Raw genomic sequence first — 14920 nt, 5'->3', positions numbered from 1 at the left:
GCTTCGGCTTCGGCTTCGGCTTCGGCTTCGGCTTCGGCTTCGGCTTCGGCTTCGGCTTCGGCTTCGGCTTCGGCTTCGGCTTCGGCTTCGGAAGTCACTTCGTCTGCAGTCTCCTCCGCGTCAACAGATTTCTCATCCGAGACTGCATCACTTTCGGCCTCGGCGGCCTCTGCCACCTCTTCGACTTTGGGGTCTTCGACCGGCTCCTGATCGGGTTTCTTCTTATCAGCCACCGTCCTAATCCCCTTATCGATTCCCAAAACACATGAACAACAGACTTACCCAAGTTAATCTGCACCCGGCGCGCTCTCAACCCGCATCACGTATTTCACAAGTTTTTTCACGGCTTTCTGCATTTTGTCCGGTGTCGGCTCACGCGCGATCTTCAGGCGCTCAAAACACAATGTTTTAAGGGGTTCTGCGGTGGCCTCGCTGATCGCGGCCAGCCATAAAGGCGCAGATCCGGCCCAGACATCGGCAAAATGTCGCGCCGTGCGGGGCGAAAACAGCGGGGCGATAATGGGCTGGTTCCCCTTGGCGGCCAAGGTGGCTTGGTCGTTGAGTGGTAGAAGCTGCTGCCGATAAATCGGTTGATCGAGGGTCGTTAGGCCAGATTCGGTCAGGCGCGCGGCAACGTTGCCTCGGCTATGTTCACCGCGCAGGTGCAACAGCGGGCTGGGTGGCTTACGTTTCAGAAGATTGGCGACCAGTTCTTCGGCCGTTGAGCCCAGCATCTGTGCGTCCCAACCCGCTGCGTTCGCGGCTTGCGTAGTCGCCGGACCAACGCAATAGGCGGGAAGGCTGCGATCCACATTCAACTTGGCGGCGGCGTTCACGCCATTGGCCGAGGAAAAGACCAACCCGGCAGCGTCACCGGGTTCAACCGGTACCGCCAGCGGTTCGATCTTTAACAAGGGTGAATGGATAACCTCGACCTGTGACCGGATACGGTCCGGCAGATGCGCGACGAACCTGTCCGAGGCGGCGCGAGGGCGGGTCATCAACAAATACAACGGTCGGCGCCTTCGGCCTTGGGATTGTTTGCATCCGCGCGGGGTGATACCCCGCTTGGCAATCATGATGCAACGGATCAGGCCTATGGTGCAATCACTTACCGTCCTCGGACTGGAGAGCAGCTGCGACGATACTGCCGCCGCCGTGGTGCGGCAGGGCACAGGCGCGCGAGCTGAGATCCTGTCATCCGTGGTTCATGGTCAGACCGAGCTGCACAGCGCCTATGGAGGTGTCGTGCCCGAGATCGCGGCGCGTGCACATGCGGAAAAGCTGGATATTTGCATCAAACAGGCTCTAACACAGGCCCAAATTGGCTTAGATGATCTGGACGCTATCGCTGTCACCGCCGGTCCCGGCTTAATTGGCGGCGTAATATCCGGCGTGATGTGCGCAAAGGGCCTAAGCGCAGCAACCGGGTTGCCGCTAATCGGGGTGAACCATTTGGCCGGGCACGCGCTGACACCAAGACTGACCGACGAGATTGCCTTTCCCTACCTGATGCTGCTGGTCTCGGGTGGTCACTGCCAATATCTGATCGCTCATGGACCGGAACAGTTCACCCGCCTTGGGGGGACGATCGACGATGCCCCCGGTGAAGCCTTCGACAAGACCGCCCGGCTGTTGGGCCTGCCGCAACCCGGTGGCCCCTCAGTCGAGGCTGAGGCGCGCGCGGGCGATCCCAAACGTTTCCGCTTTCCCCGGCCCCTTCTGGATCGCCCCGGATGTGACCTGTCTTTTTCGGGACTCAAGACCGCGCTGATGCGGATGCGGGATAAGGTCGTAGCCGAAAAAGGGGGGCTGACCCGACAAGATCGCGCTGATCTGTGTGCCGGTTTTCAGCAGGCTATTGTTGATACCTTGGCTGAGAAAACCCGCCGCGCGATTGCCCAGTATCTTGAGACATCACCGTCAGAACCGGTTATTGCCGTTGCCGGAGGTGTCGCAGCAAATTTCGCTATTCGCTCAGGATTAGAGACTGTTTCCGCGGAAATGGGCGCCCGATTTACTGCCCCTCCGCTGGCTTTGTGCACTGATAATGCCGCAATGATCGCCTATGCGGGTATGGAACGATTCCGCACCGGTGCACGAGATGGGTTGGACCTGACGGCGCGGCCCCGCTGGCCCTTGGATCAAACCAGCCCTGCAATGCTGGGTAGCGGCAAAAAAGGGGCCAAGGCATGAGCGTGACCGTCCTTGGTTCTGGCGCATTTGGAACCGCTCTGGCGATATCTTTGGCGGGCAATGGGCCTGTAACTCTCTGGTCACGAGATGCCGAGCAAGCAGCGCAGATGCAGCACGGGCGCGAGAACCCGCGACGATTGCCGGGCGTTACACTGCCCGCCAGTGTTTCAGTGACAGCTGAATTAGAACAAGCGGCGCAATCCGATGTGTTGTTACTGGCCGTCCCAATGCAAAAGCTGCGCGATGCGTTGACGCAATATACCGGCGAACTGGGTGGCAAGGTTTTGGTGGCTTGCTGCAAGGGGATCGAACTGTCCACGGGGCTGGGTCCCGTTGCAGTCATCCGTCAAACCGTTCCGGACGCACTACCGGCCTTGCTGACTGGCCCCAGCTTTGCCGATGATATCGCGCGCGGTTTGCCTACGGCGTTGACGCTGGCTTGTGATGATGCCGAACTGGGTGAAGCGCTTCAGCAAGAGCTGACAACTGCCAATCTGCGTCTTTATCGTACCGCCGATACCGTCGGAGCAGAGCTAGGTGGAGCGCTAAAGAATGTGATGGCTATTGGTTGCGGCGCGGCCATTGGTGCAGGGCTTGGCGATAGCGCCCGCGCTGCGTTGATCACCCGCGGATTTTCTGAGATGCAGCGCTTTGCCGCCCAGCGCGGGGCACGCCCCGATACGCTGATGGGGCTATCGGGGCTGGGTGATCTGGTGCTGACCTGCTCATCCGAATTGTCGCGAAACTATCGTTTTGGCCTTTGTTTGGGTCTAAACAAGCCATTTGACACCACGACAACCGTCGAAGGTGTCGCCACTGCGCAGGCCATGTCCGAAATCGCAGCGAGCGAAGGGTTAGACATGCCCATCAGCGCAACGGTGGCGAAACTCAGCAGCGGTGCCTACAGTGTCACCGACGCGATTCAGGCCTTGCTGGGTCGCCCACTTAAGGAGGAATAATATGCTCATCGCCCTGATCGCCCGGGATAAAGCTGGCGCCCTGCAAACCCGGCTGGACAATCGCGCGGCCCATTTGGCCTATATCGATGACACTGAGGTGGTGGCGCAGGCCGGGCCGTTACTGGAAGGCGATGCGATGATCGGATCGCTGGTCATTCTGGATGTCGAGAATCTGGCCGCCGCTGAGGCCTGGGCCGCAAATGACCCCTACGCGCTGGCCGGCCTGTTCGACTCGGTTGAATTGATCCCGTGGAAAAAGGTCATCGGCTGATGGCGTATTGGCTGTTCAAATCCGAACCCTCGACCTGGAGCTGGGATCAGCAGGTCGGCAAGGGGGACGCGGGCGAGGAATGGGATGGGGTGCGCAACTACCAGGCCCGCAATTTCATGCGTCAGATGCAGATTGGTGACCGGGGTTTTTTCTACCACTCGCAAAAGGACAAGGAGATTGTCGGCATTGTCGAAGTCTGTGCCGAGGCCCATCCCGACAGCACAACCGATGATGAGCGTTGGGAATGCGTGGATATCAAAGCCGTCCGGTCTTTCACAATTCCGGTCAAACTGGATCAGATCAAGGCGGATGAGCGTTTGGGTGAAATGGTTCTGGTCAAGAATTCACGCCTTTCAGTGCAGCCGGTCAGCGATACAGAATGGCAGTTGATCTGCGCTTTGGGCGAGACAGAGGCGGATTGAATGAAAAGGGAAGGCCCTGACGACTTCAGAACCTTCCCTACCCCGCGTGCTCCCAAGCTCACCACACGCATACGGAAATCTATTGGTTCTGACCGTCCTGGTCATGACCTGACCTTAGCCGATTTCAGAACCGCGCTTCAAACGCCAAGTATTTAGAGTTTCAATCAAATACAAAACACCCGCCGGTAAGACCGACGGGTGCTGAAATGGTTCTTGGCTGGATCAGCTATAGACCGATTCTTTGCCGAAATGCTTGGTCAGCATGTAATAGACGACAGCGCGGTACTTGTTACGCTCGGACATGCCATAGGTCTCCATGGCCTTGTTGATCCCTTCCATCAGTTCGGGACCATCCGACAGGCCCAGCTTTTTGATGAGGAAGTTGTTCTTGACCGTCTCAAGCTCGCCTTCCTGGCTGGCCGCCACTGTCGACGCATCCGCGTCATAGATCGCCGGACCGCAACCGATGGTGACCTTGGTCAGCAGGTCCATATCGGGGTCCATCCCGCATTTGCCTTTTAGATCTTCAGCGTATTTGGCGATCAATTCGTCGCGTTTGCCCATGTCCCAATCTCCTTAATCCATTGTCACGGAACTTTTTACCGATGCACGAGAGACTAGCCTTGTCGGCGGAATTCCCAAAAGGGAAAAATCACAAGGTTTCCCCCTAGGCTGAACTTCGCGGGACTCGGTGATTTGATTTTTTCAGATTTATTATTTAACATTTTTGTTAATTATGATTCCCGGAGGTCCCCATGCCCGTAACGTTACCGAATGAAACCACCGAATATCGGTCAGCTCGTAATGCACTTCTATCCGCCGAGCGGGACCTGAGAGCAAAGGTTGAAGAGGTCGCGGCCTTGCGCCGTTCTCTTCCAACCGGAGGCAAAACCCCTAACGATTATGCGTTCCGAGATCTAGCAGGCGAGGGTGCGCCTATGTCGTCGCTGTTTGGCGATAAGGATACGCTGATTATCTATTCGCTGATGTACGGACCCGACGCGGAACGCCCCTGCCCTATGTGTTCGGCGTTTCTGGACGGGCTGAACTCTCAGGTTCATCATCTGAAGCAGAACGCCTCGGTCGCCGTAGTGGCGCAGAATACGCCCGAAAAACTCTCGGCGCTCAAGGATGAGATGGGTTGGAATGCGCTGCCGCTCTACTCAGCATTAGGGACGAATTACCAACGTGACTATCTGGCCGAGACCGACGGGGGTGATCAGCTTCCCATCCTGAATGTCTTTCAACAGCTCCCTGATGGCATTCATCACTTCTGGAGTTCCGAGCTGTTCTTTGAACCCAGCGATTGGCATCCCCGGCACGTGGATGCGGCTTGGCCACTGTGGAATGTTCTGGATTTCACGCCACAGGGCCGCGGCGATTTTATCCCACCTCTACGCTGAGGTACTATCGGCAGTAGCCCCAGCCGGGCCCCTGCAGGTGGAAGTGATCGGCATGTAAGCGGTTGTAGTCAGGGCCAAGCACCACGCGGAACCAGTCACAGGCTCCGCGCCATATCTGGCGCAGAAAATCGGCCTCGGGCCCGTCAGCGTCCCAGTCAGCCAGCAGGTTCAAGCTGCGCCCGTCCGAGAGATCCATTCCGACGATGTCGATCGCGTCCGCAGTGGCGTGACTGCTCCAACCATTGTCTTGTCCTTGCGCGGTCCGCATCCGGCGGCAGTTATAGCTGCCGATCTGGCGCATTCTGCTGACGGAAGTCCCCAGTAGTTGCTGCGCAGCGGGTTGCACAACATGGTGTTCCCACATGACAAGCCGCAAAGTTGTGGCACACCGGGTCTCGACTGCAGTGACGCGGGCGTTCACCAGACCGGACAACCGGCCGCGTCCCTCGATTCCGCAATTCTGGTCCACCACCAGATCGTCCAGCGGATCAAACCGAGCTCCAGCCTCGGCCAAGGCTGCACGGCATAAAGCGTCATCCGCCAGTGCGCGGTTCAACTGGTAGGGAGTGACCGGAGTCACTGGCGCGGTCACGGTCAGATCACGCAGCGGGTTCCAGTGCGGGGGTACAGGCGTATTGGGATGGGCAAGCAGCCACCAAACGCCGCCGCCCAACAAGGTCAACAGCGTTAAGAGGCCGAAAAGAAAAGACGCCGCCGAAAGCAGGATTCGGCGGCGTCTGGAAGGCTTGGTCATGCGTCTTTCGCACTTAGTAGCGGTAGTGTTCCGGCTTGTAGGGGCCTTCGGGTTTTACGCCGATATAGGCCGCCTGATCGCTGTCCATCTGGGTCAGCTTCACGCCGATCCGGTCCAGATGAAGACGGGCAACTTTTTCGTCCAGATGCTTGGGCAGGATGTAGACTTCGTTCTTGTATTCATCGCCTTTGGTGAACAGCTCGATCTGGGCCAGGACTTGGTTGGTGAAAGAGGCCGACATCACGAACGAGGGGTGACCGGTGGCGTTGCCGAGGTTCAGCAGGCGGCCTTCGGACAGCAGGATGATGCGGTTGCCCGAGGGCATCTCGATCATGTCCACCTGTTCTTTGATGTTGGTCCACTTGTGGTTCTTCAGGCTGGCTACCTGAATTTCGTTGTCGAAGTGACCGATGTTACCGACGATGGCCATGTCCTTCATCTCGCGCATGTGCTCGATGCGGATCACGTCCTTGTTGCCGGTGGTGGTGATGAAGATATCGGCGTTTGCGACTTCGTCTTCCAGCAGGGTGACTTCGAACCCGTCCATGGCCGCTTGCAGCGCGCAAATCGGATCGACCTCGGTCACTTTCACGCGGGCGCCTGCGCCACGCAGCGAAGCTGCCGAGCCTTTGCCCACGTCGCCATAGCCACAGACGACAGCAACCTTACCGGCCATCATGGTGTCAGTGGCGCGGCGGATACCATCAACCAGCGATTCCTTGCAGCCGTATTTGTTGTCGAACTTCGACTTGGTGACCGAGTCGTTCACGTTGATCGCCGGGAACGGCAGGTGGCCATCTTTCACCAGCTGATACAGGCGGTTCACACCGGTGGTGGTTTCCTCGGACACGCCCTGAATCTGGTCGCGCATCTTGGTGAACCAACCCGGCGAAGCCGCCATACGCTTGGCGATCTGCTTCTTGATCACCTCTTCCTCTTCCGAACCCGGAACAGGGATAATGTCCTCTCCTGCCTCGGCACGTGCACCCAGCAGGATGTACAGCGTCGCGTCGCCGCCATCGTCCAGGATCATGTTGGGGCCTTCGTCGAACAGGAAGGATTTGTCCAGATAATCCCAATGCTCTTCCAGCGTCTGGCCCTTGATGGCGAAAACGGGAATTCCAGCCTCGGCAATCGCCGCCGCCGCATGGTCCTGCGTTGAGAAGATGTTGCACGACGCCCAGCGCACATCAGCGCCCAGCGCCACCAGTGTTTCGATCAGAACGGCGGTCTGGATGGTCATATGCAGTGAACCGACGATCCGCGCGCCTTTCAGCGGCTTGCTTTCGCCATATTCGGCGCGCAGGGACATCAGCCCCGGCATTTCCGTTTCAGCGATATCCAGTTCCTTGCGGCCAAACCCGGCCAGCGAAATGTCCTTAACGATATAGTCCCCGGCCATCAGGTTCTCCACTCCGGTAAATCTTGGTCCGGGCTGCCCCTAGCATTCCTTGGGACAGGAGGCAATGTGGATGGCCGGAAACAGGAAGTCTGGTGACAAAATATCAGCTTGGCGTACCCTCTGCCTTGATTTTGGGGATCGCTTCAAAAAAATCAGTGCCAACGGCGACAATACAACTCATGCCGTTCGCCTGGGTCACCAAAACGGTATAACTTCCCGTTTCCTTCGAGGTCCAAACCTCCATGACCGTCTGCCCGCCACGTGATTTCTGAAGACCGCCAAAGGTTAATTCCTCGGAGTAATTGTCTTGCAGTTTGGTAATCACGTGCTCGCGCTCTGCGCAGTTCTGGGCAAAGGCAGGTGGCGCGGTTGCGGCCATTCCGAAGGTCAGGGTTATTGCAAACAAACGCTTGAACATAGCAAGCTCCTTTCGATACGAGTTTCGTTTCGAGAGGGCGCAACTGGGAGGAGTCAGCACCCCCCTCAGTCCTTGATGTCGGGATCGTATCGCGCAGGTTCAAAGCACGAATGCTCAAGAAATTGTTGGCAGCATGTGATCCAGACAGATACATCATACCACAAGAACGCGAATTGAACGTGTCCCAGTTCACAAGGCATGGTAAAATGGCAACACAACCCAGAGCGTGGCAAAGAATGCTGTCGGGACGGCGGCTGGATTTGCTGGACCCGACGCCCGTGGATATCGAGATCGAAGATATCGCGCACGGGCTGGCCTTTGTGGCGCGGTGGAACGGTCAGACCAACGGGGATTTTGCCTATTCCGTGGCCGAACATTCCTTGCTGGTGGAAGAGCTTTTTGGCCGCATCGCACCAAATGCACCGACGAAATGGCGATTGGCGGCACTGTTACACGATGCCCCCGAATATGTGATTGGTGACATGATCTCTCCGGTGAAATCCGCCGTTGGCCCGGATTATGGTGATTTAGACGACCGGCTGGCTGCTGCGATTCATATACGTTTCGGGTTGCCCGCCGTGGTACCAAAAACAGTGAAACGCCAGATCAAGAAGGCGGACAAGATCAGCGCCTGGATGGAGGCGACGCAGATCGCGGGTTTTTCTGATACCGAAGCATCAAAGTTCTTTGGTCGTCCGGACAAGGCAATATTAGAGGGGTTGCAGATCAAACTGCGTCCCCCGATTGAGGTGCGGCAGGCCTATACCGCGCGGCATCAGGAATTGTTGGGCAGCATTTAGGTCGCCAATAGATCAGCAGCTCGGCCTATGCTAATTTTCCGCTAAAACAAGACCATAATCGGACGCAGGTTCAGATGAGCGACGCAGACAGCCAGATACCGGTCACGAACGCGCAGATGGAATATGCCAACGCGTGTTTACGTGAAGCGTACAATCTGACAGGCCGAGGGCGGGTGCGCAATCTGATCCGAAAGTCACTGCTGCCACAGTTGATCGCCTACCGGGGCATTCGAATCCACCTGCACCCTTATGACAATTTCAGCGAATTCTCTCTTTGGCAGAAGGGCCGGTCCCCGGAAGAGCTTGAGCTGAATTGGCTGAAAGAAAGCTTTGCGGGGAAGACTCTCAGGGTTTTGGATATCGGGGCAAATTTTGGTCTGTATTCACTTTTCTTGTCGTCAATTCTTAGCCCGGACTCCCGGATTCATGCGTTTGAGCCTAATCCGACACTGGCCGAACGCCTCAGCAATAATTGCTCTCTGAACGGATTTGGCAACGTGGAGCTGAACACTTTCGCGATCGCGGGCGAAACTGGTGAAGCGACGCTTATTATAGAAAAGCGGGGCGACACGGCCACCAATCTTGGTCAGGCGCGTTTGGCAAACGACCCAGCGTATCTGGAGCTATCAAAATACGATACGATTGAGGTGCAGACCCGAACACTGCTTGAGCTTACACATCTGCATGATGCCGATTTTGCCAAGCTTGATGTTGAAGGGCACGAGCCGAACATTCTTATGCCTTTTCTTGAAAGCGCAGAAGATGCAGCGCTTCCCCAATATCTACAGCTGGAAACCGTGAATCTTGGTGATAGCGCCGAACGCCTGTTTGCCTCACTTTCTGATCGTGGCTATGAAAATGCCTTTCAAACTCAACGTAATATCATCTTCAGAAGATAGGCCGTGCAAGGAAGAATCGCGATCATGATCAAACCCACTCAGGCCAAGCCGATATGAAGGTCGGGCTATTCTCCTGCGCCAAGGATGAAGGGCCGTTTATTCTTGAGTGGGTCGCGTATCATCTGCTGGTCGGGTTTGATCCTATTCTGATTTACAGCAATGACTCGACAGACGGCACCGCCGAGCTGCTTGATGCGCTGGATAAAAACGGGGTTATTTCCCATGTTCTGCAAGATCTGAAACCCAGGCAAGTACCACAGCATACAGCGGCGGAAACGGCCTATGCGCATCCTTCGCTTAACGATGCCGATTGGCTGATGTGGCTTGATAGCGATGAGTTTCTTTTCTGTGCAAACGATGAAAATCAGGTCGCAGGTCTCGTCGAACGCTGTTCCGGTTTCGCCGAGGGCATCGCCGTGAATTGGTTGATCTTCGGAAATGGGGGCAACGACAAGTGGGAACCGGGGCTGGTCACGCAACGGTTCCTAAAGCGTGCCGATACAGATCATAATTTGCATCGCTACTTCAAAACGCTTTTTCGAAAGTCTGATAAAATACGGGGGTTTGGCCTGCACCGGCCCTACTTGCGACCGGACTTTCGAAACGATGGATCGCAATTTGTAAATGCTGCGGGCCTGCCGATGCACGAACACATGTATCGTTCGGGATTGCGACGAAGACATGCGCTGGGTGCCGCGCCCGAGCATCTGTCTACACACGATTGGGCTGCTGTCATTCACTACCCGGTGAAAACGCGAGACAGTTTCGCGCTCAAGCGGCAGCGCGGGCAAGGCACGAAAGCGACAGATGCACCCAACCGGTCCAGCCGGTTTCGAGAAAGGTATTGGAACAAGTACAACCAGAACAGCGTTGTGGATGATCGAATGCTGGCGATGGGCGGCAAGCTGCAGGCAAAGGTTGATGAGTTGCTGTTATTGCCTGAAGTTGGGTGCGCGCACTCTGCCTGCCTTAAGAATTACGCGCTGATGCTTCAAACTCAGGCTCAACTCGCGCCCTGAAAGTCGTTTGGAACGGCCCGGGAAAACACACTATTAAGTTTACGGGTCTACCTTGGGCTACGCTTCGCCAGAATCCGCTGCAACGTCCGGCGGTGCATGTTCAACCGGCGCGCGGTTTCCGAGACGTTCCGGTCGCACAGCTCATAGACGCGCTGGATATGTTCCCAGCGGACGCGGTCGGCGCTCATGGGGTTTTCCGGCGGCGGGGGCAGTTCGTCGCCCTTGGCCAACAGAGCGTTGGTGATGTCAGTGGCGTCGGCGGGTTTGGACAGATAGTCGGTTGCACCAATTTTGACCGCCGCAACGGCGGTGGCGATGGCGCCATAACCGGTCAGAACCACAACCCGGCTGTCGGGGCGTTTTTCGCGCAGCACTTCAACCACGTCCAGCCCATTGCCATCTTCAAGTCGCAGATCGACCACGGCATAGGCAGGTGGGCGGGCTGTGGAAATGGCGCGGCCTGCGGCGACGGAACCCGCGGTTTCAACCTCGAATCCGCGTTTTTCCATGGCCTTGGCCAGACGTCTCAGAAACGGCTCGTCATCATCTACCAGCAGCAGCGATTTGTCGGGGCCGATTTCAAGCTGGGAACTGTCTGCCATATGTGGGTCTTTCCGCTATTTCATGCCTCTTGGCTTAAACATGAGTAATAGCAGCGCCATTCCAAAGGTCAAACCGACTGTTGAGGATCAGGCCTGATCAAGGAAGCAGCCAATCTTGTCCGCCATCTGCTCGGCCGTTTCATCGCGTTTGAAAAATTCCAGAAACCCGTCCTCGGGCGTCATCAGATAGGTAAAGGTCGAGTGGTCGACCAAATAATACTCATCGCTTTTGTCTTGGGCCTTGTAATAGGTCTTGTACGCCTTGCTGGCCGCCTTGATCTGCTCGGGCGATCCGGTCAGGCCAATCACGCGTTCATGCAGGTTGAACGCGAAATCGCCCACGACCTCGGGGGTATCGCGATCCGGGTCTATCGAGATGAACAACGGCGTCACCGACTGACCGCGCTCTGCCAGCAAATCGATCGTGTCGACATTGCGCGACATGTCAAAGGGGCAAACATCCGGGCAGAAGGTATAACCGAAGTAGACAAGCGTGGGCTCGGTGATCACATCCTTGTCGGTTACCGTCTCACCCTTGGCGTTAAGCAGTTCGAACGGCCCGCCGATCGCCGCGCTCCCGCCCGCGATCTGAGACGAGCGGCACTGCGCGTATTTGTCGTCCGCGCCGCCCCGCGTCAGCAGCCACATGGCGCCAAGACCAATTGCAAGAACAACAGTTGCGAGAATAGCATAAAGACGAACCATGGCGCGTATCCTGATACGAAAGGGGATGTTGATCGATTCTGCCGGGACACCTATCAACATGTCGGACCGACGCAATAGGACATAATCGACAGATGACGAATTCCAACACCAGTCTTTGGCGTGGGCAGGAGCGCAGTACCTGGATCAGGCTGCGCACGCTGATCCTGCTGCGATGGGTCGCCATTATCGGCCAGTTTACGGCCATCACGGTTGCACAGAAATATTACGACGTTCAGCTTGAGCTGGCATTGTGTTATTTCGTCATCGGCATTTCGGTGATGGGTAACCTCACGGCCATTCTGTTGTTTCCCGAAAACAAGCGCTTGTCGGAATTCGAGAACTTCCTGATGGTGCTGTTCGATCTGCTGCAGCTGTCGATCCTGTTGTATCTGACGGGGGGGCTAAACAACCCGTTTGCGCTGCTGTTGCTGGGTCCGGTGACGATTTCTGCAAATGTAATGAGCACCCGCTCGACCCTGATCATCGGCAGCGTTGCGGTGATCCTGACCACGTTGCTGGCGCAATTCCACCTCCCGCTGAGAACCAATCTGGGGTTGGTGCTGGATATCCCCGATATTTTGCTGTTCGGAAACTGGGCGGCGATTATCATCGCCATCGTTTTCATCGGCGCCTATTCGCACCGCATCAGTTCCGAAGTTCAATCGATGTCCGAAGCGCTCTCGGCCACCCATATGGCGCTGGCGCGCGAGCAAAAGCTGACTGATCTTGGTGGTGTGGTGGCCGCCGCCGCGCATGAGTTGGGTACGCCGCTGGCTACGATCAAGCTGGCCAGTTCAGAACTGATCGAAGAGCTGGACGACCGGCCTGAGCTGATGGAGGACGCAGCCTTGATCCGCGAACAGGCTGACCGCTGCCGCGACATCCTGCGCGATATGGGCCGAGCTGGGAAAGATGATTTGCACCTGCGTCAGGCGCCTCTGTCCACCGTGATCCATGAAGCGGCAGAGCCACATATCAATCGTGGTAAAGTGGTGCATTTCGACGAAGGACCAGTTGCGGATGGCGATGTGCAGCAGCCCTCAATCCTGCGCAAGCCCGAGATCATTCACGGGCTGCGCAACCTGATCCAGAACGCAGTGGATTTCGCCCAGTCGACGGTCTGGGTCGAAGCTGAATGGACCTCTGATCGGATCAGCGTTTCGATCATGGATGATGGGCGCGGCTACCCCTCCCACATCATAGGTCGGATTGGTGACCCGTTCATGCGCCGCCGCCGCGCCGATCGCAGTAGTCGGCCGGAATACGAAGGCATGGGGCTAGGTCTGTTCATCGCCAAAACCCTGCTGGAACGCAGCGGTGCCGAACTGAGCTTCGCCAATGGCGCGGACCCTTATCAGACCCTGACTGACCAACCGGACCGCAGGGGGGCGATCGTCAATGTCGTTTGGCCGCGCAAGCTGATCGACGCGCAAACCGGGGACACTCCGGTTCCCTCGGGCGCCAACCAACCGTTCCAGATCTGAGTTAAGACCCCGTTAACCATTGTTGTTCATATAGATTCAAACGTTTTACCCGGGGGTTGGAGCAATGGCCGAATGGATCGTTCTGGCCGCAATCAGTGTGGTTTCGGCCAGCTTTGCGATATTGTGGCTCTTGCCACGCCATCAGGCCAAAACAAGAGATTTCGGGCTGTCAGCGCCCGGAGCGCTGTTCGATGTTGTCTTCCTGTTCGATGGCGACCGGTTGATCAGCCATTCCGATATTGCGCTGGCAGGTTACGAATCCGTCAGCAACTGGGCTGATCTGCGGCGTTTGCTGCAACGTGATTTTCCCGCTTTCCCCGAAACGCCCGAGATTGTCCGGTCCGGGGGCAACATCGCCGTTTCAGCCATCGACTGCACAGTCGAGCGCGAGGTTCTGTGCGAATGGATCGATGGTATCATTCGGGTTCAATTACGTGATCTGACGGGGACCATCCCTGCGCCACGCCGTGACCAACGCGATCCAATTCGTTTGGCGATGGAGCAGGCGCCCTACCCTGTTTGGCTGATAGATCACCGTGACAAGGTGGGCTGGTGCAATGCGGCCTATGTACGGTTGGTTCGCAAGATCGCGGGACCGGATGCCGATCTGACGGACCCTCTGTTTCCTTCTCACAAGGACGAGGCGCAGCTGAGCCGAAAAACCCGCGTCTCGATCCCGGTCCGGGACAGCGGCGCCAAGCTTTGGTTTGATCTGACCCGGGTCGCGCACGAACAGGATCAGTTGTGTTACGCGGTTGATATCAACGCAATTGTCGAAGCCGAGACAGCGCAGCGCAAGTTTGTGCAGACCATGACCAAGACCTTCGCGCAGCTCTCCATTGGTCTGGCGATCTTTGACCGCAACCGGCAACTGGCCCTGTTCAATCCAGCGCTGATCGATCTGACCACCCTGCCACCCGACTTCCTGAGCCTGCGCCCAAGCCTGTCCAGCTTTTTTGACCGGCTTCGCGACCAGCATATGATGCCCGAGCCTAAGAACTATCGCAGTTGGCGGCGCCAGATGAACGACCTTCTGGAGGCGGCACAGGACGGAAACTATCAGGAAACCTGGTCGCTGCCATCAGGATCGGTCTATTCCGTCAGTGGTCGCCCGCATCCCGATGGGGCCGTGGCTTTCCTGTTCGAAGATATCACCGCCGAAATCACACTGACCCGACGGTTCCGCGCTGAAACGGACCTTATGCAATCCATTCTGGACAAGCTGGCTGATGCCATCGCGGTGTTTTCGGATGACGGTTCGCTGGCGATCACAAATTACGCCTATCAGGTGTTGTGGGGCGACAGCGGCGAAGTAGGATTCGAACCAGCAACGGTGCTGGAAATCACACGCCAATGGCAGGAGCACTGCACCGCCACGCCGATCCTTGGCGAGATCCGCGAATTCGTCACCGCGCGAGAGAATCGGGCCGAATGGTCGGCTGAACTGATCCTAAAATCCGGCGGCTCTTTGAACTGCACGGTCAGCCCCATGCAAAACGGGGCAACAATTGTCCGTTTCGCCTCGGACAACCCGGTCAGGAACATCACGGAAATACAAAAAATCAGCGCCTGAACCGGTTGCAGCC

17 protein-coding genes and 1 pseudogene are annotated in these 14920 nt (G+C 57.0%); 10 read left to right on the top strand and 8 right to left on the bottom strand.

Going from position 1 to position 14920, the window contains the following annotated elements; genetic code table 11:
• Both ACR0EN_RS20860 and ACR0EN_RS20855 read right to left on the bottom strand, forming a co-directional pair.
• A pseudogene (locus tag ACR0EN_RS20860) lies at positions 1-233 on the bottom strand (hypothetical protein); the annotation flags it as partial.
• A 54-nt stretch (positions 234-287) separates the two neighbouring features.
• Positions 288-1001, bottom strand: coding sequence for a uroporphyrinogen-III synthase (locus ACR0EN_RS20855; protein ID WP_480588547.1), 714 nt, complete (start codon positions 999-1001; stop codon positions 288-290).
• A 97-nt stretch (positions 1002-1098) separates the two neighbouring features.
• Between ACR0EN_RS20855 and tsaD the strand changes: the two genes are divergently transcribed.
• The 4 genes from tsaD to ACR0EN_RS20835 are packed head-to-tail and all read left to right on the top strand — an operon-like array spanning position 1099 to position 3848.
• Complete coding sequence (gene tsaD / locus ACR0EN_RS20850) at positions 1099-2196, top strand: tRNA (adenosine(37)-N6)-threonylcarbamoyltransferase complex transferase subunit TsaD (protein WP_480588545.1); 1098 nt, start codon at positions 1099-1101, stop codon at positions 2194-2196.
• Positions 2193-3155, top strand: a complete 963-nt coding sequence (locus ACR0EN_RS20845) for an NAD(P)H-dependent glycerol-3-phosphate dehydrogenase (RefSeq protein ID WP_170819070.1) — start codon at positions 2193-2195, stop codon at positions 3153-3155. Before tsaD ends, ACR0EN_RS20845 begins: the two co-directional genes overlap by 4 nt.
• Before the next feature lies 1 nt (position 3156).
• A complete protein-coding gene (locus ACR0EN_RS20840) occupies positions 3157-3426 on the top strand; it encodes a YciI family protein (RefSeq protein ID WP_480588543.1) in 270 nt (89 codons plus the stop codon).
• Positions 3426-3848, top strand: coding sequence for an EVE domain-containing protein (locus ACR0EN_RS20835; RefSeq protein ID WP_170397911.1), 423 nt, complete (start codon positions 3426-3428; stop codon positions 3846-3848). Before ACR0EN_RS20840 ends, ACR0EN_RS20835 begins: the two co-directional genes overlap by 1 nt.
• 222 nt (positions 3849-4070) lie before the next feature.
• Here ACR0EN_RS20835 and ACR0EN_RS20830 read toward each other — a convergent pair whose 3' ends face one another.
• Positions 4071-4412 (bottom strand): DUF2853 family protein, encoded by a 342-nt coding sequence (locus ACR0EN_RS20830; RefSeq protein ID WP_170397892.1) that lies wholly within the window; start codon positions 4410-4412, stop codon positions 4071-4073.
• A gap of 191 nt (positions 4413-4603) precedes the next feature.
• Here ACR0EN_RS20830 and ACR0EN_RS20825 point away from each other — a divergent pair, with 191 nt between their 5' ends.
• Complete coding sequence (locus ACR0EN_RS20825; RefSeq protein WP_170636609.1) at positions 4604-5251, top strand: DUF899 family protein; 648 nt, start codon at positions 4604-4606, stop codon at positions 5249-5251.
• Positions 5252-5255: 4 nt separating this feature from the next.
• Here the strand turns inward: ACR0EN_RS20825 and ACR0EN_RS20820 are convergent, their stop codons facing one another.
• From ACR0EN_RS20820 to ACR0EN_RS20810, 3 genes are all read right to left on the bottom strand, one after another.
• Positions 5256-6005 (bottom strand): extensin family protein, encoded by a 750-nt coding sequence (locus ACR0EN_RS20820; RefSeq protein WP_170397887.1) that lies wholly within the window; start codon positions 6003-6005, stop codon positions 5256-5258.
• 13 nt (positions 6006-6018) lie between these two features.
• Positions 6019-7407 (bottom strand): adenosylhomocysteinase, encoded by a 1389-nt coding sequence (gene ahcY / locus ACR0EN_RS20815; RefSeq protein ID WP_170397884.1) that lies wholly within the window; start codon positions 7405-7407, stop codon positions 6019-6021.
• Positions 7408-7510: 103 nt separating this feature from the next.
• Positions 7511-7825 carry a hypothetical protein gene (locus ACR0EN_RS20810; RefSeq protein WP_170397881.1) on the bottom strand — a complete coding sequence of 105 codons (315 nt, stop codon included), beginning with the start codon at positions 7823-7825 and terminating at the stop codon, positions 7511-7513.
• A gap of 206 nt (positions 7826-8031) precedes the next feature.
• Between ACR0EN_RS20810 and ACR0EN_RS20805 the strand changes: the two genes are divergently transcribed.
• From ACR0EN_RS20805 to ACR0EN_RS20795, 3 genes are all read left to right on the top strand, one after another.
• A complete protein-coding gene (locus tag ACR0EN_RS20805; RefSeq protein WP_170397878.1) occupies positions 8032-8625 on the top strand; it encodes an HD domain-containing protein in 594 nt (197 codons plus the stop codon).
• A 74-nt stretch (positions 8626-8699) separates the two neighbouring features.
• Entirely contained in the window at positions 8700-9524 is an 825-nt protein-coding gene (locus ACR0EN_RS20800; protein ID WP_480588541.1) for an FkbM family methyltransferase, read from the top strand.
• 53 nt (positions 9525-9577) lie between these two features.
• Positions 9578-10543: a glycosyltransferase family 2 protein gene (locus tag ACR0EN_RS20795; RefSeq protein ID WP_480588540.1), complete on the top strand. Its 966-nt coding sequence runs from the start codon at positions 9578-9580 to the stop codon at positions 10541-10543.
• Positions 10544-10590: 47 nt separating this feature from the next.
• On the opposite strand, the gene ACR0EN_RS20790 is transcribed toward ACR0EN_RS20795, so the two are convergent.
• Entirely contained in the window at positions 10591-11145 is a 555-nt protein-coding gene (locus ACR0EN_RS20790; protein ID WP_039542641.1) for an ActR/PrrA/RegA family redox response regulator transcription factor, read from the bottom strand.
• A gap of 87 nt (positions 11146-11232) precedes the next feature.
• Positions 11233-11850 (bottom strand): SCO family protein, encoded by a 618-nt coding sequence (locus tag ACR0EN_RS20785; RefSeq protein ID WP_170397869.1) that lies wholly within the window; start codon positions 11848-11850, stop codon positions 11233-11235.
• Positions 11851-11942: 92 nt separating this feature from the next.
• On the opposite strand from ACR0EN_RS20785, the gene regB reads away from it, so the two are divergent.
• The gene (regB, locus tag ACR0EN_RS20780) at positions 11943-13334 is read left to right on the top strand and encodes a sensor histidine kinase RegB (protein ID WP_170397866.1); all 1392 of its coding nucleotides are present in this window, start codon (positions 11943-11945) and stop codon (positions 13332-13334) included.
• Positions 13335-13398: 64 nt separating this feature from the next.
• Entirely contained in the window at positions 13399-14907 is a 1509-nt protein-coding gene (locus ACR0EN_RS20775) for a PAS-domain containing protein (protein WP_170819066.1), read from the top strand.
• The last annotated feature ends 13 nt before the right edge of the window (positions 14908-14920 follow it).

This window comes from Ruegeria sp. AB7 (assembly GCF_056542625.1).
The sequence above is the reverse complement of the archived record's forward strand: the minus strand, read 5'-3'. Positions and strand labels throughout refer to the sequence as shown.